The sequence below is a fragment of the Kribbella sp. NPDC020701 genome (genome assembly GCF_055562215.1).
Genome location: NZ_JBVHFT010000004.1, coordinates 302337 through 321459 on the forward strand (window position 1 = coordinate 302337; position 19123 = coordinate 321459).

The 19123-nt window shown below is 65.1% G+C and carries 22 protein-coding genes; 8 read left to right on the plus strand and 14 right to left on the minus strand.

Annotation, left to right across the window (positions count from 1 at the left end; genetic code table 11):
- Positions 1-5: 5 nt before the first annotated feature.
- Both ACZ3HV_RS11645 and ACZ3HV_RS11650 read right to left on the minus strand, forming a co-directional pair.
- Complete coding sequence (locus ACZ3HV_RS11645) at positions 6-644, minus strand: TRM11 family SAM-dependent methyltransferase (RefSeq protein WP_465683342.1); 639 nt, start codon at positions 642-644, stop codon at positions 6-8.
- A gap of 20 nt (positions 645-664) precedes the next feature.
- Positions 665-1384: a VOC family protein gene (locus ACZ3HV_RS11650; RefSeq protein ID WP_465683344.1), complete on the minus strand. Its 720-nt coding sequence runs from the start codon at positions 1382-1384 to the stop codon at positions 665-667.
- 110 nt (positions 1385-1494) lie between these two features.
- On the opposite strand from ACZ3HV_RS11650, the gene ACZ3HV_RS11655 reads away from it, so the two are divergent.
- Positions 1495-2130: an HAD family hydrolase gene (locus ACZ3HV_RS11655; protein ID WP_465683346.1), complete on the plus strand. Its 636-nt coding sequence runs from the start codon at positions 1495-1497 to the stop codon at positions 2128-2130.
- Positions 2131-2140: 10 nt separating this feature from the next.
- On the opposite strand, the gene ACZ3HV_RS11660 is transcribed toward ACZ3HV_RS11655, so the two are convergent.
- Positions 2141-2785 (minus strand): maleylpyruvate isomerase mycothiol-dependent enzyme family protein, encoded by a 645-nt coding sequence (locus ACZ3HV_RS11660; protein ID WP_465683348.1) that lies wholly within the window; start codon positions 2783-2785, stop codon positions 2141-2143.
- 96 nt (positions 2786-2881) lie between these two features.
- Between ACZ3HV_RS11660 and ACZ3HV_RS11665 the strand changes: the two genes are divergently transcribed.
- The gene (locus ACZ3HV_RS11665) at positions 2882-4120 is read left to right on the plus strand and encodes an MFS transporter (protein WP_465683350.1); all 1239 of its coding nucleotides are present in this window, start codon (positions 2882-2884) and stop codon (positions 4118-4120) included.
- 227 nt (positions 4121-4347) lie between these two features.
- On the opposite strand, the gene ACZ3HV_RS11670 is transcribed toward ACZ3HV_RS11665, so the two are convergent.
- The gene (locus ACZ3HV_RS11670; RefSeq protein ID WP_465683352.1) at positions 4348-5166 is read right to left on the minus strand and encodes an LLM class flavin-dependent oxidoreductase; all 819 of its coding nucleotides are present in this window, start codon (positions 5164-5166) and stop codon (positions 4348-4350) included.
- 457 nt (positions 5167-5623) lie between these two features.
- Here ACZ3HV_RS11670 and ACZ3HV_RS11675 point away from each other — a divergent pair, with 457 nt between their 5' ends.
- Positions 5624-6346, plus strand: a complete 723-nt coding sequence (locus ACZ3HV_RS11675; protein ID WP_465683354.1) for a DUF4386 domain-containing protein — start codon at positions 5624-5626, stop codon at positions 6344-6346.
- Between the two features lie 54 nt (positions 6347-6400).
- Here ACZ3HV_RS11675 and ACZ3HV_RS11680 read toward each other — a convergent pair whose 3' ends face one another.
- Entirely contained in the window at positions 6401-7177 is a 777-nt protein-coding gene (locus tag ACZ3HV_RS11680) for a hypothetical protein (protein WP_465683356.1), read from the minus strand.
- A gap of 80 nt (positions 7178-7257) precedes the next feature.
- On the opposite strand from ACZ3HV_RS11680, the gene ACZ3HV_RS11685 reads away from it, so the two are divergent.
- Complete coding sequence (locus tag ACZ3HV_RS11685) at positions 7258-7446, plus strand: hypothetical protein (RefSeq protein ID WP_465683358.1); 189 nt, start codon at positions 7258-7260, stop codon at positions 7444-7446.
- Positions 7447-7885: 439 nt separating this feature from the next.
- Here the strand turns inward: ACZ3HV_RS11685 and ACZ3HV_RS11690 are convergent, their stop codons facing one another.
- From ACZ3HV_RS11690 to ACZ3HV_RS11720, 7 genes are all read right to left on the minus strand, one after another.
- The gene (locus ACZ3HV_RS11690; protein ID WP_465683360.1) at positions 7886-8065 is read right to left on the minus strand and encodes a hypothetical protein; all 180 of its coding nucleotides are present in this window, start codon (positions 8063-8065) and stop codon (positions 7886-7888) included.
- A gap of 166 nt (positions 8066-8231) precedes the next feature.
- Positions 8232-9026, minus strand: a complete 795-nt coding sequence (locus ACZ3HV_RS11695; RefSeq protein WP_465683362.1) for a hypothetical protein — start codon at positions 9024-9026, stop codon at positions 8232-8234.
- Between the two features lie 396 nt (positions 9027-9422).
- On the minus strand, positions 9423-10541 hold the full coding sequence (locus ACZ3HV_RS11700; protein ID WP_465683364.1) for a tyrosine-type recombinase/integrase: 1119 nt from the start codon (positions 10539-10541) through the stop codon (positions 9423-9425).
- Between the two features lie 337 nt (positions 10542-10878).
- Positions 10879-11232 (minus strand): helix-turn-helix domain-containing protein, encoded by a 354-nt coding sequence (locus ACZ3HV_RS11705; RefSeq protein ID WP_465683366.1) that lies wholly within the window; start codon positions 11230-11232, stop codon positions 10879-10881.
- Positions 11225-12352, minus strand: a complete 1128-nt coding sequence (locus tag ACZ3HV_RS11710; protein ID WP_465683368.1) for a tyrosine-type recombinase/integrase — start codon at positions 12350-12352, stop codon at positions 11225-11227. The genes ACZ3HV_RS11705 and ACZ3HV_RS11710 overlap by 8 nt, the downstream gene beginning before the upstream one ends.
- Before the next feature lie 246 nt (positions 12353-12598).
- Complete coding sequence (locus ACZ3HV_RS11715) at positions 12599-13246, minus strand: DEAD/DEAH box helicase family protein (RefSeq protein ID WP_465683370.1); 648 nt, start codon at positions 13244-13246, stop codon at positions 12599-12601.
- A gap of 225 nt (positions 13247-13471) precedes the next feature.
- On the minus strand, positions 13472-14254 hold the full coding sequence (locus ACZ3HV_RS11720; RefSeq protein ID WP_465683372.1) for a class I SAM-dependent methyltransferase: 783 nt from the start codon (positions 14252-14254) through the stop codon (positions 13472-13474).
- Between the two features lie 292 nt (positions 14255-14546).
- Here ACZ3HV_RS11720 and ACZ3HV_RS11725 point away from each other — a divergent pair, with 292 nt between their 5' ends.
- A complete protein-coding gene (locus ACZ3HV_RS11725; protein WP_465683374.1) occupies positions 14547-15416 on the plus strand; it encodes a phosphotransferase family protein in 870 nt (289 codons plus the stop codon).
- 37 nt (positions 15417-15453) lie between these two features.
- Here ACZ3HV_RS11725 and ACZ3HV_RS11730 read toward each other — a convergent pair whose 3' ends face one another.
- Positions 15454-16110, minus strand: coding sequence for a GNAT family N-acetyltransferase (locus ACZ3HV_RS11730; protein ID WP_465683376.1), 657 nt, complete (start codon positions 16108-16110; stop codon positions 15454-15456).
- A gap of 198 nt (positions 16111-16308) precedes the next feature.
- Between ACZ3HV_RS11730 and ACZ3HV_RS11735 the strand changes: the two genes are divergently transcribed.
- The 3 genes from ACZ3HV_RS11735 to ACZ3HV_RS11745 are packed head-to-tail and all read left to right on the plus strand — an operon-like array spanning position 16309 to position 18323.
- Entirely contained in the window at positions 16309-16632 is a 324-nt protein-coding gene (locus ACZ3HV_RS11735) for a YciI family protein (RefSeq protein ID WP_465683378.1), read from the plus strand.
- Entirely contained in the window at positions 16629-17852 is a 1224-nt protein-coding gene (locus ACZ3HV_RS11740; RefSeq protein ID WP_465683379.1) for an RNA polymerase sigma factor, read from the plus strand. Before ACZ3HV_RS11735 ends, ACZ3HV_RS11740 begins: the two co-directional genes overlap by 4 nt.
- 9 nt (positions 17853-17861) lie before the next feature.
- Entirely contained in the window at positions 17862-18323 is a 462-nt protein-coding gene (locus ACZ3HV_RS11745) for an NUDIX domain-containing protein (protein WP_465683381.1), read from the plus strand.
- Here the strand turns inward: ACZ3HV_RS11745 and ACZ3HV_RS11750 are convergent.
- Positions 18315-19085, minus strand: coding sequence for an SAM-dependent methyltransferase (locus ACZ3HV_RS11750; RefSeq protein ID WP_465683383.1), 771 nt, complete (start codon positions 19083-19085; stop codon positions 18315-18317). The two genes, ACZ3HV_RS11745 and ACZ3HV_RS11750, sit on opposite strands and share 9 nt — an antisense overlap.
- Between the last annotated feature and the right edge of the window lie 38 nt (positions 19086-19123).

A 19123-nucleotide genomic window follows, 5' to 3' on the forward strand; every position in this document is an offset into this window, starting at 1 on the left:
CGACATCATCGATGTGGCACTTGCTGGAACACGAGGCAGTAGTCACCGCTGATGAAGTCCGCCGGCCGATCCCACTCGAGGTACGTCTCGCCGCGAAAGGCGAAATGGGGGCGGAGCCCGCGAGCGAGGTCCCACGCCAGCGGCGTGACGAGGTCTCCGGTGCGGATGTTGGCGGCATTGATCACCAGGTAGCCATCAGGTCGCAGGCAACGCTTGACGGCGCAGAACACCTCGATCAGCTCATCCAGGTAGGTCGCATAGTCGCCGTCGAGGGTCGCGTATCCCGTCAGCGGGTTCTCCGGGTGATCCACGGAGCTCATATACGGCGGCGACGTCAGGCACAGATCCACTGACCCGATCTCCAACCGATCGAGCTCCCGCGCATCCCCTTCTTTCAGGATCGCATCCGACCCGAGCCGCCCTCTGATCAGCCGGGCCCGCTCCGGCAGCAGTTCAACGCCGATCGCCTTCCGCCCGAGCTGCTCGCTGACCACCAACGTGGTGCCGAACCCGGCGAACGGATCCAGGACGACGTCACCCAGCGCGGAGTACTGCTGCACAACCCGACGTACGAACGCCTGCGTGAAGTGCACGTCTTCCAACGCGCCAGCAGGCCGCTCGGCAGCAAGTTCGTCAGCCGACATCCGCCACACTCGGTCCACGGCTACCGAGGCTTCAGTACACAGAACTCATTGCCGTCGGGGTCGGCCATGACGACCCAGCTGGTCTCGCCCTGGCCGATGTCGAGCCGGGTCGCGCCGAGGCCGATGAGACGCTCGACCTCCGCATCCTGATCACCGTCGGCCGGGGGAGCGAGATCGAAATGCAGCCGGTTCTTCCCGAGCTTCGGGTTGAACGGCGGGCCGCCCCAGGTGATCTTCGGACCGCCGTGCGGCGAGCGGATCGCGGTCTCCTGGTCCTGGTCCCAGACCAACGGCCAGTCCAGCGCCTTGCTCCAGAAGTACCCGACATCCTGCGAACCGTCGCTCGACACCGCCCCGATGAACCCGCAGTCGGCCAGGAAATTGTTGCCCGGCTCAATCACACAGAACTCGTTGCCCTCGGGGTCGGCGAGCACCACATGCTCCTCTTCCGGGAGCTGCCCGATGTCGATGTGCCGCCCACCGAGCTCCAGCGCCCGCGCCACCGTCGCCTGCTGCTCCTCCAGCGACTGGCTCGTCAGATCGAAGTGCATCTGGTTCGGGCCGAGCTTCTCGTTCTGACTCGGCACAAACCGAAGCCGGAAACCGGTGTCATCACTCGGCACCAGGCCCACGCCGTGCGGATCGTCGTGGAGGTCCCACCCCAGAACGCCACCCCAGAACCGCGCCAGCCCGGCCGGATCATGCGCATCAAAACTGAGTGCGAAAAGCCGAGAAGTCATCCGCGCCACATCTCCGATCCACGACCTGCCCTAAGTAACGCCACGCTAGGGCGGCCCGCTCACACAACGCAACGCGATTAACTGCTGCCCCTTGCGGCATGATCTTCTCCATGGGTGTTCGCCACGTGCTCTTGGACGCCGACGGCGTACTGCAAGACCTGCCTGGTGGCTGGTACGCGGCCATGGAGCCGTACCTCGGTGACAAGGCCCGTGAGTTCCTCCATCAGACCTGGAAGGACGAGCTCCCGATGCTCGCCGGCTCGGGGGACTACATGCCGGTACTCGCGGCGACGCTCCAGGACTACGGCGTCGTCACGCCGGTGGCCGAGGTGTACGACGCGGTCTGGAAGAACATCGTGATCATCGAGGAATCGTTCGGCATCGTGCGAGCACTCAAGCACAACGGGTACGGCGTACACCTGGGCACGAACCAGGAGTGCTACCGCGGCGGACACATGCGCACAGCCCTCGGGTACGACGACCTGTTCGACGTCAGCTGCTACTCCTACGACCTCGGCGTCGCCAAGCCCGACCCGGCCTTCTTCACTCGAGCAGCCCACCGAATCGGCGCCGACATCCGGACGATCCTCTTCATCGACGACAACCCACGAAATGTCGAAGGCGCCCGAACAGCCGGCATGCCCGCCGAACAATGGGACTTCACCCAAGGCCACAACCACCTACGCGCCCTCCTCACCGAACACGGCGTCGCCGCAACGATGACGGCTGGCAAGCCCAGGCAGTAGCCGGCTGCTATCAGTCGGCGAGAGGTGCGCTGTGCCACCGCCAGTTGCTGCCGACTGTCGGCTGACCTGGTAACGCGATTCGGCCGGTCGCATGTTGTAGGACAGTCCACGGGGAGAGGTCTGCCGACACGAGTTCGGCGTACTGGTCGGGGAACATCCTCGCCAAGATCCAGGCACAGATGTCCGGCGGAGGTTCGAACGGTAGCCCGAGGCCGGCCGCGATATCCCCGGCGTGGACAAGCAATTCAATGCAGCCCATACCGGCGAAGCCTTCCGCGTCAGCCATCCCGAACGGATGGAAGCCGCGATCGGTCGGCTTGGCCGCTCGCACTGTCGCCGAAAGCAGCCGCCCACTCGCCTCGAGCAGCTCCAGCACCTCGCCAGTACCGGCACTCTCCAGGGCGCGGGAGAAGAAGCTCACGTAACGCGCCGGCGCCCCGCTAGCAAGCTGCATCGCATACGCCTGCAGACAATGCGCAGCATGCTCCGCAGTAAACCGGCAGCTCCATTCAAGCAACCCCGCCGAGACCTGCCAGTCCTGCTCGGCGCCCGGCCCAAGCGCGCCAACCACACAGTCGATCGCCCGATCGAGCTCATCAGCTGGTTGCAAGAAACCCTCCGCGTGCCGGCTGACGAGCAGCCTACGAGCCTTCATATCTGAAGGAAACCGACATATCTGCCCGACAACGCCAGGGGTCGAGGGTCGCGGCGGGTCCGGGAGTCGTGCGGCGTCAATGCGAGACTGACGGGCATGTCGAGCAGTGGCGTCTTTATTTCGAGACCATTCTTGCGGTACTGGAGGGCCAGCGCGGTGTCGGGACTCGGCACCTACGTCACGCTCTTCGCACTGCAAGCGCTGGTGATCCTCACCCTGCACGGCTCGGCCGCGGATGTTGGTTGGCTCAACGCGGCGCGATGGTTGCCGTATCTCGTTTTCGGACTTGTCGTGGGCGCGATCGTTGACGGGAGGCGTCGGCTCCCGCTCATGGTGGGCACCGATCTGGTGCAGGCGGTAGTGCTGTTGGCCATCCCCCTGATGTGGTGGCTTGATCTGTTGTCGCTGCCGGCACTGATGCTGGTCGTCATTGCCTATGGCACCGCCTCCGTAGTGAACGGCGCTGCCTCGATGTCGCTCCTGCCGCGATTGCTCGAAGCCAAGGACCTCCAACCGGCACACGCCCGCATCGACGGGGCCGACGCGGTGGCCTCGACGGGCGGCCCAGCGCTTGGCGGGCTATTGGTCAGCGCGGTCGGTGCCCCGCTGGCCGTTCTCCTCGACTCCCTCACGTACTTGTACTCGGCGCTCACGTTGCGCCGGATCGATCTTGACGAACCGCCACCGCGCACGGGTGTCACCGTACGAGGACTTATGAGGGAGATCGCCGACGGCGTTCGGTGGGCCTACCACGGCTCCGGTTTGGCCACGCTCGCGCTCGCGACTCACGCATGGTTCGTTGGCAACGCGATCGTGGGCGTCGTACTCGCTCCCTATGCGCTCAGTACGCTCGGCCTCACCGCCTTCCAGTTCGGCATCGTTGGTGCCGCCGGCGGAATCGGTGCCGTCATCGGCGCCGCAGTCACCACCTGGGTAGGTCGACGTCTCGGCACCGGTCGCACCATCATCGTCAGCCACGTCATCACCACCCTCGCGGTGATCGCGATGGTGCTCGCTGGGCAGAAGCTCCCGGCGGTCGGGACGCTTGCCGTTCTCATGGTCGGGCAGGGCCTCTACGGTCTGGCGATCGGGATGAGCAACTCCCACGAAATGAGCTACCGCCAGTTGGTGACGCCAGACGAGCTTCAGGCCCGCACCAACACCACGCTGCGTTCGCTCAACCGGGCGGTCATCGTGGTCGTCGCGCCAATCGCAGGAGTGCTCGCCGACGCCTGGGGGATGCGTCCCACGCTGTTGCTGGCGGCCGTGATCTTCGCACTCGTCGCGGCCGGCCTCGGTTCGACATCCTTCCGCGACGTACAGGCCCCGGCATAGATGGAGCTGCACGCCTCTGCCGGACAGTTGCTTGCGAGGTCGATCACGCAGAGTCACCGCGTTGATGTTATGGCCCGGGGGAGAGGCCTCAGAACATTCAGTTGCTGTTCGGCCTAGCCCGCCGTTTGGAACGGATGTCCGCACCGGTTTGGCTGAGGTGGACGAGACCGGTTCGGGACTGGCGATGCGATCGCTGTCGCCTGTTTGACCTGCGAGGCATGCGCCGCCTACTGTCCGGCCAGCTTGGTCACGACCGGCGCGAGTGTGTCGGCAAAGTCGGCGCCGATGACGAAATAGGAGAAGCCGATCTCCTCGCGACGTCGTTGGATTTCCTCCGCGGCTGCCGCGGGGTCACTCGGAAGGATGACGAGCGAGTCAGCCGCGCGGAGCACTGCGGTGTCGAGGTTGGGCGGCGCCATGAACGGAGCGACACCGTCACCGACAGCGGCGACGTGCTGGGCGAGTTCGATGTCCCGGCGCCCGGCAAAGTCGCGTACCCGGTTCGTGGTTTCGACCCGATCGTCTTCGGGTGAGAGTACGAACGTGACTGCGTCAGCGACTTCGAGCGCCAGCGCCTGCGCCTTCGGTCCGCTCACCGCCATGACAACCGGCGTGTGCAGATCGGGGCCGTCGAACCTACGCAGGGCGGCCACGGTCTCGCGCATCCTGGCACGACGCTCAGCTGGGGAGACGGCAGGCCGCCCCAGCTCGACTTCGATCCCGGGTCGGCCGGCGCCGATGCCCATTTCGAAGCGGCCTTCTGTGAGTACTGAGAGTGAGTGGGCCTCCCATGCTGTGCTCCATGGTTCGCGCAGCGCGGCGGCATAGACCCACGAGCCGATCCGCAGGTCAGCGAGTGCGGCCGCGGTTGCCAGCGTGGGGCCAAGTGCTGGTTGCCACGTAGGCACGTCGGGCATCAGCAACGTTGAGTAACCGCTGTCGGCGATGCGGCGCACGCGGTCTCGCCACGCCCGCAGGTCAGAACCGATCGGCGCAACGACCCCGAATCGGAATGGTCTGGTTGCTCGCCTGGTCTGGTCGTTCATCGTGGTTCTCCTTCAGTCTGGGACCTTGTCCGGTCCGGTTGCCCTGTCCACGAACCCGACACCCAGAATTCGACAGCCCCGCCCAAGAACATCGACGCTTCGATCGGAGATGAACCGCCGTGGTCGGCGATCAGTCCGCAGATCGCGAGATCAACCGCGCCCCTTCCGTCCCGGAAACCTACCCGACGAACGATCCCATCCACTCCCGTACTTAACTGGCAGGAACGGGAGTTGATGGGCCGGGAGTGGCCCACTTTGAACCCCGATAGGGGATCCTGCTACGGCAAACCGCGTGACTCGCCAGAACACCGGCCGTTCGACGTCTCAGCGGTGGGTCTTTCGCCTCTGACCTCACAGCGCAAGCCGTTGAACGATGCAGAGTGGAGGTGTGTGGACCATGTCAGTTACGAAGTCGTATCCACCACGTGTTCAAGGCGATTCTCGTTCCCGTAGCACCGTGCGTGAGCACAGGGCCGCCGCCACGACGGCCGGGATCCTCTACATCATCGGGACGGTAGCCGGCATCCTCAGCAAGACCGTCACCTACTTCCCGGTGCACAACGCGGACGACCCCCTCGCCTACGCCGCGAAGCACTCCGGCACCGTCGCCACAGGGGCGCTGCTCGTGCTCGTCATGGGCCTGTCGCTCGCGCTTGTTCCGGTGGTGCTCTTCCCCGTGTTGCGCCGGCTGGACGAAGTGCTGGCCACGGGCTACCTGATCATCCGGGGCGCGGTCGAGGCGACCACCTACGTCATCGTGGCCACTGCATGGCTGATGCTCGTGCCACTGGCCGACACCATGGCGGCAGGACCGGGCACGGCCTCACGAGCGGGCGAGCGTCTGGGCAAGCTCGTGATCGACTCTGATGGCGCCAGCGTCATCATGTCGTTGGTGTTCTGCTTCGGTGGCGCCCTGTTCTACGTCCTGCTCTACCGGTCGCGCATCGTCCCCCGCTGGATCGCGTCATGGGGTCTCATCGGGGTCCCGCTCTACGCCGCCGCCTACCTGCTCGCGATGTACGGGGTCGTCGGCATCAACTCCTCACAGGTGAACCTCCTTTCCCTACCCCTGGCCGTTCAGGAGATGGTGCTGGCGGTCTGGATGATCGCGCGCGGCTTCCGTCCAGCGGCTGTTTCACCTACCTCGGACCTGAAAGTCCCATCGCTAGCCGGTTCCTGATCGCCACCGGCCCGCATTGCACACAACTAGGCACGAGCGTGCCGCAAGACTTGGTCACGTGGACCGCTTCTGGTCCCGAGCCGCTGCGACGTACTGCGCATAGGTGCTCGCCGAGCCAACAGCGTGGCGTTCGATCGTGGATGGGTGGTATCCGAGCGCGTCGGCGATGATCGGCACAGGGCCGAGCTTGGTGAGCTCGTGCAGGTTCCCGAGTCGGGCCGCGCGCGTGCTGAAGACGGTCTTGAGTCGGCCGCGCAGGCTGGCTCCGTGGATGTGCCTGCCGGGGGAGTAGCCGCGGAAGACCCAGTTGCTGTTGGGGTGCGACGCGGTGAGGTCGTGGCCTGGCGATGCAGCCAGCTGGCGCATGGGCTCGTCCAAGGGGGAGGGGAGTGCGAACTCGGTCTTCCCCAGCCGGATGGTGACGAGTTCGTCCGTCACGGTGACGTCCTCCCAGGTCAGCCGAATGACGTCTTCCATGTGCTGGCCGAACACGATGACCAGGATGGCGGCGGCGCGGTCCCGCACGGTGAGCTCATCGGTGTGCGCAACACGCTCGACGGCTGCGTCCTGCTCGGACCTGGACAACTTCGGGCTGGTCCCGCGGCGGTGGCGCGTAATGGCGAGCTCGGGGTCGACGAGTTTGCTCTTGATGGCCCAAGGGATCAAGCGGTCGACGAACCGGCGGGTGCTGGGCCCGTGGGCCGGCCAGGCGTCGAGGTGTTCCTGCTGAAGCTCATCGAGTGTGATGTCGTGGAGCCAGTTCAGGAACTCGATGGCCACGGTGACTGTCTGATTCGATCGGAGGAACGTACCGTGCGGCACCGTGTCCATCTGATTCATGCTCGGCCAGGAGGCCACGGACGTAGTTGCGCGTGCGGGCAGCTCCCGGCAGCTCGTCGAGCATCTCGTGGGTGATCGTCGGCGCGACAGCCAGTTCCTTGAGGAAGGCCGTGACGTGGCGCTGTCTGATCCAGGTCAACCCGCTGTTGGATCGCTTCATCGATTTTCAGCGCCGTGGCGACCGGGACCAGCTCTGCGGCCATCAGACCCGTTCCGGGGTTGGTGGGCAGCTGCTCGACGAGCGCTGCGAGCTCGCATGACCAGCATCGACTGCCGCGGTAGAGCTCGCCTTCGGCGCCACAGGTCTTGCAGTCGATGTTGAGTTTGACGGCAGACCTGGCTCTCGGACAGGTTGATACTCCGGTTGCTTAACTGGCAGGAACGGCAGTTGATGAGCCGGGAGTAGCGCCCGGTTCGCGGCAGATGCGGATGTTCGAGAGCTGCGGCGGCTCTGCATAGTTATGCAAGACGAACGGGCGCAGGGCCGTCGAAGTCACGTCCTCGACCGACCGACAGAGCACCCGTCTCTGCCTTCGGCCAGGGTGTGCCGAAAGGGGATCCGGATCCGGGCTCGGCAAAATGGATGGACGGGCGCCCGGTGATCACGCAGCAGGGCTCCTTGACCGGGCGGCTCGCGGGCGGCCCCGACCGGGCGGGCCGGCGACCGGCTTGCGCACTGGGTGTCCGGACACGGATCAGTCATCCCGATGGCAGCGACTGGGTGCCGGCTAGTTGCTCGGAGAACAGCTCGGCGAAGCGGCCGGACCGCTGCAGCAGCTGGTGGTAGTCGCCTTGCTGCACGATGTGGCCCTGGTCGAGGACGTAGATGCGGTCCACGTCACCAAGCTCGTACGCAACGCCCGCGACGGCGTTGCGCACGCAATCCGGGACCCCCTACTGCCCCAGGACGCTGGCAAGTCCTACTACGTCCTCGAGATCAACATCATGTTCGTCAGCCTTGTGCTGATGGCCCGCATTGGCGTTCCTGCCGAGGTTCAGCGAACAGGCGAGCTGTCGGCCCTCTCGTTCGGCCCCGACCTGCCTGTCACCGAAGTAGTCGGTAGCGAGACAGTCTGGTGTCAGGGAACCGCCATGAGTTGACGGCTTCTCGCACGGTGTAGATCAATCGGGGACTCGACCAGGACTGTGACGGCTTGGTGAGCATCCAACCGCCACCGATGGTCACGGTCGCGTGGGCGAGGTCTCCGTGCTCTGTCCAGACGAACACGACGCCCGGGTCGTCATCGCACTCGGTGCTGTTGATGGGTTCGGTGTGCTCGTCCAGCCAGACCCGAAACCTATCTGGGGCAATCAGGCCGTCGGCGACATCGAGGCCGGCGGCGGCCAGCACGGTGCCGAAGCAGTTGGGTCCTGAACCGCTGGTCGGGAAGGTACCGGCCAGTCGCTCGGCATGTGGCAGTACCGCCTGAGCGCGACCCCACACTCCGCCGGGCACATCTCGGTGCCGACTCGGTCGGACCGCCCCCGACGCAACCCATCGGAACATCAGATCGTCGCCGAGTCGGGCCAACTCCGACGGCCATACGGGCATCAACTTGGGGTGCACCGTTCGCCGCCGAGCGGCCAGCAGGCTGCGTCGAAGGCTCGGGCGAAGCGAATCGAACTCTTCCTCGCAGAGCCACGTCCAGGTTCCGCTGTACATGAAGAACGTGTCGGTCCACTCCGGTGTCGGCTCGACCTGCCTGATGGGGACAGCGGCAGCGACTTGAGGCGGAAGCACGTCGGTCCGGAAGGGCTGTACCGACGGAGCGAACCAGTCGCGCCACCGGTCGATCAGGGCCTCATCGACACCAATCCCGAGCACCTCCGCCGACATCACCCGACGGAGTCTGCCAACGCCGGCACCCGTGGACCACCCATTTTTCTGTAAAAGCGCGCCCATCGTTCCCCGCCGACGCTGCTGATGGTCAATCCAGCAGAGTCAGCTGAGCTACGCCGAGTGTGCGGGATGGGATCCGCTTACGCGATGCCGGGTGGCCGGCACCGGACCTGGTGGCTCCAACCTAGACCTCGAGTTCGATGGCTCGCCGGACCGAGCCGCACTGGTCTGCGAAGTTAGGGCCACGCTTGGTGCCCTGACAGTTGTCGGAGCAAGCATGCGTTTCGAGGCGCTGCCGAGGCCATCACGCTCTAGATACCAGTGACCCGCACGGCGGGAGTGTCACTGACATCGGCATGATCGAGCGTTCTGCGTGGAGACAGCGCGTGCGGGCGATCAGGCCATCTGGCGTCTGGCTGCGATGTATTGGGAGTACACGCTGGACGAGCCGATGGCGTGGCGCTCGATGGTGGACGGGTGGTAGCCAAGCGCGTCGGCGATGATCGGCACCGGGCCGAGCTTGGTCAGCTCGTGCAAGGTGCCGAGCCGCGCCGCGCGCGTGCTGAAGACCACCTTGAGCCTTTCCCGCAGGCTGGAGCCGTGAATGTGCCGGCCGGGGGAGTAGCCGCGGAAGACCCAGTTGCTGTTCGGGTGCGATGCGGTGAGGTCGTTGCCGGGCGCGGCAGCGAGTTGGCGTATGGGCTCGTCCAAGGGGGAGGGGAGGGTGAATTCGGTCTTTCCCAGGCGGATGGTGACGACGTCGTCTGTCACGGTGACGTCGTCCCAGGTCAGTCGGATGACGTCTTCGATGTGCTGACCGAAGATGATCACCAGTATCGCGGCGGCCCGGTCTCGGACGGTGAGCTCGTCAGTGTGCACCACACGTTCGACGGCTGTGTCCTGCTGGGACTTGGACAGCTTCGGGCTGGTGCCGCGGCGATGGCGGGCGATGATGAGCTCGGGGTCGACGAGCCGGCACTTGGTCGCCCAGGGGATGAAACGGTCGATGAACCTGCGGGTGCTCGGGCCGTCCGCCAGCCAGGCATCGAGGTGTTCCTGCCGGAGTTCCTCGAGTATGAGACCGTGATCGTGGAGCCAGTTCAGGAGCTCGATCGCCACGGTCACGGTCTGCTTCGATCGCAGGAAGGTTCCGTGGGGCACGGTCTCCATCTGGTTCATGCGCCGCTGTAGATGCCAGCGGATGTAGCGGCGTACGACGTCACGATGCTCGTCGCTGCTCACGCGCTCGAGTGCACCAGCCGTCCATCGGCTGTAGCGGACGGCAAGTTCGTCGCGGCGCGGCAGTGCGCCGTGCTCGACCAGGAGGCCGCGGATGTAGTCACGTGTTCGGTCTGCTCCCGGCAGCTCGTCGAGCTTCTCGTGGGTGATCGTCGGTACGACCGCCAGGTCCTTAAGCAAGGCCGTGACGTGGCGCTGTCGGATCCAGGTCACTCCACTGTTGGATCGCTTCATCGACTTCAGCGCCCGAGCCACTGGGACCAGCTCTGCGGCCATCGCACCGGTGTCAGGGTTGGTGAGCAACTGATCGACGAGGACTACGAGCTCGCACGACCAGCATCGGCTGCCGTGGTAAAGCTCGGCTTCGGTGCCGCACGCCTTGCAGTCGATGTTGAGCTTGAGGCCGGAGCACCGCCTGCACGCTGGGTGCCCGTCGATGCGGCCGGGGAGGATCCCTTCGTGGCCACAGGCACAGGTGCCACGCGTTCGCTTGGCTTGCTGGTAGCAGTAGCCGCACACGCCGCCGTCTGGCCAGTTGGCAACGATCTGGTGGTGTTCGCTGCAGCGGCCGCAGGGGACCGGCCACCGGGTCGGATCGCTCGTTTTCCGGGGTCTAGCCATCTTCGTCGTCCTGGACGAGCCGGACGCGGCGCGCGATCGGGTTCCGCGGTTTCACTCCGAGGTCCTCGGGCCGCTTCGGCGCGTCCGCGGTCTTCGCTGCGCGCATCTCGACGTACGGCTCGAACAGGTCGTTGGGCTCGCAGTCGAGGATGTCGCACAGGGCGGCAAACGTGCGCGCCGGGATGCGCTCAGGGGTGCCGGTGACGAGTCGATAGACCTGGCTCTCGGACAGGTTGATGCCGCGCGACTTGAGCAGCGGCATGAGCTCGGTGCTCTTCCAGAGGTTCCGCTGCGCCATCAAGGTGCGCAGGTTCCACTTGTAGCCGATGCGGCGTTGCTCAGCCATCGGGATTCGCCTCCTCGGGACGCGCAATGCGGCGGGCGATCATCTTCTGGATGGTTTTCTGCTTGAAGTCGTCACCGACCGATGTGTAGACGCTGGTGACCGACGCGTAGGCGTGGCCAGCCTGGGTCTGCACGAATGCGGGGTCGTAGCCGGCCTCGATCAGGTGGGTGATGTAGGAGTGGCGCAAGCAGTGCAGGCCGAGCTCCTTGGGAAGGTCGACCGCATCGCGAGCTGCTGCGAAGGAGTCCCCGAGGCTGCCGAGCGTGATCCGGTCGGCACGTTCGCTGGGCCAGAGTGCAGCCGAGCGGTCGGCAGTGGGGAACCGGTTACGACCGCCTTCGTGGATCCAGAACCGCAGGAGGTCCACGACCCATTCGAACTCGGGAACCGTCAGGACGGTGCGGCGGCGCGGTCCGGATCCTGCGGTGCCTTTGGCCCACCGGATCGTGACAGCGCCGTACTCTCCATACGCGGGCACGTGTGGGTTCGGGCCGAAGTCGTGCAGGTCGAGCATCGTGACCTCGCGGCGACGTAGCCCGTAGCCGTAGCAGACCTTGAACGCGATTGAGTCGCGCAGCGCAGGGAGCCAGCGCTTGCTGCCGGCGGCGTACTCGCGGTCGACAAGGTCGTCCATGTAGTCGAAGAGCTTCTGCAGCTCGTTCTGCTTGAACGCCCGCCGCCCTGGCGGCACTGCGTCATCAGTCGTGTGGCGCGGGGTGTTCCAGTCGAAGGCGATCTGAGCGGGCATGTCGCCGAAGGTCTGCTCACAGAACTCGCCCCACCCGTAGGTCGGCGAGGAGGCGTACGCACAGAACATCGCGATCGCGTTGCTGTCCGACCGCAGGGTCGTGAGGCTGATCGGCTTCTCGCCGGAGCGGCGCTCGGCCATGTAGTCGTCCAGGTCGACGGGCCGCCACGTCCATGGGTACGTGGCGGCGTACTCCTGGAAACGGCGCAGGACGCGGCACCGGCCCTTGATGGTCTGGGTGGTCAGTCCGCGAGCCAGCATCTGTGCCTTCCAGCCGTCGAGCATCGCGTCGAACACGCGGTCTTCGGCTCGAAACAGACCGACCTCGGCGTCTCGAAGAACCCGAGGAACGAAGCCCGGAACGCCCTGCACAACGCACCTCGCATCCGTGGAAACCTGCATCTAATGCAGGAAACCTACGGCGACCTGCGCAGACATGGCGGGATGCCGGCCCAGCGTGTCGCTGCCTATCGGCGGCGACGTGGTGCTTGACCTGCAGGAACACGGGCGATGTCGAGGGACGGGAGTAGTCGCATCTACTTCTACTCCCGTTGGTTAAGCGCCGATAAGCGACATTATGTCAACTAAAGGCCGAAGAGGTGCCTCCAGTGCGACAACTCATCGCTCCCAGCTGCCCCCTCCCTCCTGCCGTGCAGGTCGTCGGCTATCGAGTTCGTCTGCTTCTTGGTCAAGCCAGGCAAGTGCGATTGGGGCGACCTCGGCTGCAGTCAGATTTCGGGTGTCGAGGCGAAGATGCCGATTCCGGGTGAGGAATCCGTCGGCCGGAGTCGGTGTGGATCCGGTCGGATCCGTATTCATCTGATGGCCTTCTTCCATGCCACGGACGTTGCCATCAGACCATTCCACATTCCGCTTGCTCGGTTTGGCAGCCAGCCGAGTTTCGCCCCGGTTGCGCAAGAGGCGCGTCTCAAGGTCAGCGGTCAGCTCGAGCACGCATACCTCACCACCGGCCTCCTCTACCGGCGCGACGAGCTGTTCAACGTAGGCGGTATCAGCTGGGTCCCGCAGATCCCAGACCAATGTGAAGATCAAATCCACATTGTTGCGTGCGGCTTCTTCGATCACTCGCCGACGGAACTCGATGTTCAAGACGTTGAGTGGTGCGGTGCCGTAACCGAAGACCTCAACCAGCGGCTCAATGGTGTGGTGATTGTGGAACAACCTGAAGTCACTGTGTGCGGCGATCTCTCGGCCCACCGTCATCTTGCCGACAGCCGGTGGTCCAATGATCAGAAGCAGCCTCATGGTCGGCAACAGTCCCAGACACCCAGTCTCATGTGCAACTAAGTTCGCATCCGACCCGCAGCGCTGGCTGGCCGGCATCCAGCACGCCGGCACCATCCTGATGGGCCAATGAACACCCCCCCCCCGACGGTGCGGAAACGCTGCGACGATACGGCCTTGCGGGCGCTGTCGGCGCCCCGTGCCGGCCGGTGCATCAGTAGTCCGTCGCCAGCGCTCAGGACGCGACTACTGGCCGGGATGGGGCCGGAGCTTGAAGATCAGGATGCCGAGGTACTTGTTCATCCACGCCTGCTTGTGCGGGTAGCGGCGTCGCGCGTCCTCGGATAGCTGAGGCTCGATCGCAGTCTCGATCCACAGCCCTGCCGCACTGAACACGTTGATCAGGTCAGAGATGGTGTATGGACGCTTGGTGAGGGTGATCTGGTCGTTCCAGCCGCTGAGGTAGGAGAACGGGGCGGTGGAGAAATACTCTTCGCCCAAGGACGTCCCATTCTGTTCGGCCCGTTCGACGGCATATCGGATCGGTTGCGTCTTGGTCAGCAAGATGAATCCATCGTCGGCCAGCATCGCGCGCGCTGCCTGCAGGGTGCGGACCGGATCCTTCGCGTAGCCGAAAGACTGCAGGAACAAGATCCGGTCGAACCTGCGACCGGCGAGCCCAGGCACAGAATCCAGCTCCGAGAGATCACCTCGGATGAACTCCAAGCCAGGCGGCCGGGCACTGAGGAAGTTGCCACTGACATCGACACCTACGGAGGCGGTCGCACCGTCTCCGACCAGCTCAGCGAGCTTGGCGCCGTTGCCGCAACCGACATCGAGCACCGACCGTCCGGTGACATCACCCAGAATGTCTCGTTGCGCAGGCCACTCGACAAGCCGATCCAGCGAGTCCTCCCTGGCTCGGGCCCGCTCGTAGTCCGGAGCGAGTTCTAGCCACGCCTCGCTCGCATCCCCACGAGTGTCCGTGTGAGAACTCGTCGCCTCCCGTGAGTCGCCTGACATCGCCATGAGACAGACCATAGTCGTCCCCTTGGGACTCCCCCGACCCCAGGGCGATCGTGGCTCTCGCGCCCCTGTGCCGCTTAGCCCGGCGAATACGACCAGTCTTGATAGGCAGGGTGTCCAGCAGTCGTCATCCAGACCGTGATCCGCCTCCTCGCCATGCTCTGGTGCACTGCGTTTGGCGGGCTTCTCTTTGATCCTTTCCTGGGGCGAGCGGCGGATATATTGGGTGGCCCGGTCAGGATCGCTGGACGAGACTTGGGCGATGGTGACAACCCCTCGCCCGATCATCGGCTCGGTGGTGCGGTCGGTCTGCGGCCGCGGCGTCGAGTGCCTCGTTCCGCTCGCCGGTGGCGGGATGAATGAGACCTACCGGGCCGAATTTGCCGGCGATGTCGCTGTGGTCGTCCGGATCGCGCGTCAGCCTACGCCGTGGTTCATCGATGAGGCGCACCTTATGGCGCAGGCGCGTGACGTAGGTGTGCCGACAGCAGAGGTGCTCGGCCTCGAGCACCTGGATCACGACGGCGAGTTGCTGTCCTTCTCGATCCAGCAGTTCCTTCCGGGCCGCTCGCTCAACGAGTTCATCGGCGAACTTCCTGCCGCTGATCTCGAGCGGTTGGTCATCGACGCCGGTGAGATTTTGGCCCGGGTGCACAGCGTGGTCCCGGACGACGAGCGAGGCATCCGGCACGAGCTGCGGTTGCCCGAAGAGCACGAAGTCACCCGGGTCGCAAGCATTGTCAGACAGACACTCGGCCCGGCGGCAGCCGCGGTCGTCGAGCGCGGTGCTGACTTCCTGCGCCACGAGGTGACGACCCGTCCGGCGCCCCCGTCCTCGCTCGCCCAGGGCGATTTCATGCCCAAGAACCTCCTGATCAACGACGGGACGGTCGTCGGTGTCATCGACTGGGAGTTCGCGGGCCCAGCATCACCGGCATTCGATCTCGCCCGATGGGAGGTGTCTGCCGGCGATCCCTTGCACGACCGCGCTGACCTGGTGCGCCGCGGGTACGCGCGGATCACTGATCCCGAGGCGGCCGATGGCGGCTTCACGCCGGCCTTCGCCATCGACTGGACACTTGAGCAGCTCGGTTGGAAGAACCCTGCTTCGCAGGCGCAGTTCCGGCGCTGCGTGGACGTGATTGCCCGCTATACGGCCTCTTGACCAACTCGAGCACTGGTACTAGCTGCGTAGTACCGCGTCAGGACAAGGGCAAGGACGTTCGACAGGCCTCGATGTTGTGGAGTTGGATGTTGTCTCTGCGCTGCTGTTCCCAGTTGGCTCTGGTCAGGCGCCAGCGGTTCAGCAGGGCGGGTTCGCCTTGGCGTGTGGCCCAGTCTGAACCGTTGGGCTCGTAGCCGAGGCATCGTGAGATGGCGTTGGAGCCGTGGTTGTCCACGAAGGCGTCGCTGCCCGCTTCCTTCGCCCCGAGCCCGTCGAACGCGAGGTGCAGGATCGCTGCTCGCATCTCATGTCCGAGCCCGCGGCCGCGCTGATCGTTGGCCAGCCATGAGAAGCTCGTGACTGTGCCGAGGGTGGAGAAGTTGACCCCGATGAGGTCCTGCATCCCGACCGGGCGCCCATCCACGACGACCGCGAAGTACAGCCGCCAGGCCTCGGGCTCAACTTTCCCTCTGCCGCGCCAGATCGCCCGGAGCCACTTGGCCACGCGCACGTCAGGATCTGGCTCGTAGAACGACATCGGATCGTCGTACGGCGGCGCTGGGTCGGCGTGCGTCTTACCCTCGCGTACGGCATCCGCGAGCTCGTCCAACAGGTTGTCGGTGGCGCCGCGCAACTCCAGAGTCGGCGTAGTGACGCGCACATCAAGAAGTGGATAGCTCGTCGTGATCGACATGCGACGATTCAACTTCACACTCCCCTGACAGCGCACATAGTTTTCACAGTCTTGCCGCCCGACAGCGGTGGGTCGCTCCCCTGGCGTGGCGGGCTTGAAAGAAAGCTGGGTGGTGGTGTCGGATCGAGGCTGAGGTGTTCGTAGAAGGGGTGAACGGCGGCCGGCGAGGGGCGCCCGAAACACTGGAGATGATCTGAGATGCGGTATCTGGTTTCTGTGATCGATGACAAGAGCAATCCCGGCAGCACGGACAGGCAGCCTGCCATCGACGCGTTCAACGAACGACTGATCGCCGAGGGCTATTGGGTCTTCGCGGGCGGACTCGCAGACACCGCCGCGGCCACGGTCATCGACAACCGGGGCGAGCAGGCGGTGTTCACCGACGGGCCGTTCGTGGAGTCGAAGGAGTACCTTGCCGGCGTCTGGGTGTGGGAGGCCCCCGATCTGGATGTGGCGCTCAAGCTCGCCACCGAGGCGTCGAAGGCCTGCGATCGGAAGATCGAGGTGCGGCCATTCCAGTGAGTGACATCGAGGAGGCGATCACCCAGGCCCACCATGAGGAGTGGGCCCGGGTGGTCGCGTCCCTGACCCGGCGTTTCGGTGATCTCGACCTCGCCGAGGAGGCTTCGGCGGAGGCGTTCGCGACCGCCGTCGAGCGGTGGCCGGCCGACGGCGTACCCCCCAATCCCGGCGCCTGGCTGACCACGACCGCCAACCGCAAGGCCATCGACCGGATCCGGCGCGAGAACAAGCGTGACGACAAGCAGAAGGAGGCTCAGATGTCGTACGACGATCCGCCCGAGCCTCTCGGTGCCATCGACGACGAGCGGCTCCGGCTGATCTTCACCTGCTGTCACCCTGCCCTCGCGATGGAGACCCGCGTGGCGCTGACGATGCGCATGGTCGGCGGTCTGACTGTGCCCGAGATCGCCCGTGCCTTCCTGGTGCAGGAGACCGCCATGGGTCAGCGGATCACCCGCGCGAAGGCCAAGATCAAGGCTGCCCGGATCCCCTACCGGGTGCCGTCCGCGGAGGATCTCCCCGGACGCGTTTCCGGCGTACTCGCGGTCCTTTTCCTTGTTTTCAACGAGGGCTACCTGGCGACCGGACCCGACACCGATCCCCTGCGCCACGACCTGACCGCCGAGGCGATCCGGCTCACTCGCCAGATCCGTGCCCTGATGCCGAATGACGGCGAGGTGGCCGGGTTGCTGGCGCTGATGCTTCTCACCGAGGCCCGCCGTACCGCTCGGGTTTCGGCGAGCGGCGAACTTGTCACCCTCGACGAGCAGGACCGTGGAGCCTGGGACACGGCACTGATTGCCGAGGGTCATCAGCTGGTGCGCGAGCGTCTGGCCACCGGAGTGGCTCCTGGGCGCTACCAGATCCTCGCGGCGATCAACGCCGTCCACACGTCCGCTCGCGATGTACGCGACACCGACTGGTCGCAGATCGTCGCGCTCTACGACCAACTCAGCCGCCTCGACCCCTCGGCGATCGTTGCTCTCAACCGGGCCATCGCGGTTGCCGAGCTTGACGGCCCGGAGGTGGCACTGGCGACCGTCGACCGTCTCGAGGACAAGTTGGCCGGCTATCACGCATACCATGCGACCCGCGCCGAATTACTGCGCCGGCTGGGCCGCAGCCAGAAATCGCGCGAGGCGTACGACAAAGCCATCGAGCTAGCCGGCAACACCGCCGAAACCGCCCACCTAACCCGCCGCCGCGACCAACTGGGGTAATGCCTTCAAATGTTGATTCCACGAGCCGCCGCGGTAGTACTCGACGCGAACAAGGTGCTCGTCATCAAGCGGTACCTGCACCTGGATCGCGCCGTCGACTGCGTGATGTGCGAGAACGCCGCCGTACCAGGACCCGACTGCATCGGACACCGGTACGCCGTCCTGCCGGGCGGTCACGTCGAACCAGGCGAAACCCCCGAGGACGCCGCTTTGCGTGAGCTCAAAGAGGAAACAACCCTCACCGCCACCATCGACCGACTTCTCTGGACGGGCAGCCACAACCGGCGGCCGGCGTACTACTTCCTGATGACGAACGTCGAAGGCACCGCCCAACTCTCCGGCGACGAAGCAGTCGAGCACTCCCCCAACAACAGCTTCACATTACAATGGACAGATTTGGTCGACCTAGAATCATTAGGCATCTATCCATCAGAGATCCGCGCGGAGTTGGCCGCAAGAGTATTACGCTGAGTTTTCGGTGAGCCTGCTGCGGGCCACGAGTCTGGTTAGGCCTAGATGGGTGCCTTGGTCGGCGCGGAGTAGGTTTTCGTCTGGGGTGTAGCCGCGGTTGACTTTGGCGCAGGTTTCTAGCCAGTGGAGCCAGTCGTCCCAGCCGTGCGGGACCATGTCGGCGGTTTCGATGGTGACGAGGCCGGTTCGTTCCCAATGGGTGCGCCACCAGTCCGGAGGGAGCCAGGTGCAGAGGTCGGGACCCCAGCGTTCGGCGAGGTACGGCGGTAGCGAAGGGCCGGGCGTGTTGCGAATGCCGGGGGCGATGACTCCGATGGAGCCGGTTGGGCGGAGGAACTCGGTGCAGTAGCCGAGATAGTCGGCGCCGGTCCCGAAGTAGTTGTACGCACCGATGCTGACGATCGCGTCGAAGAAGCCATGGGAGAACGGAAGTTTGTGGGCGTCAGCCTGGATCGGGTGCACCTGACCTTCGGCGCCGGCTGCTTTGATGCGTTCCCAGTTCTCGGTCGGGTCCACCCAGAGGTCGGTCGCCCACACCTCCACGTCGTACTCGCGGGCCAGAAAGATCGACGTGAGCGCCGTACCGCAACCGAGGTCGAGGACACGCATACCGGGTCGAAGGCTCATCACTTCCATCAGAGCCTCGGTCGACCACAGCGGATGTGGGCCCATCAGATTGTCGACAATCCACTGCTGGTCGTAGGTATTGGACCGTGGATAGCGGTCCAGGGTGAGCGCCTCGCGCAGGAGTTCTGGAGTCATGCGGGAGACCATTCCACTGGGCCTGAGCGGTCACAACG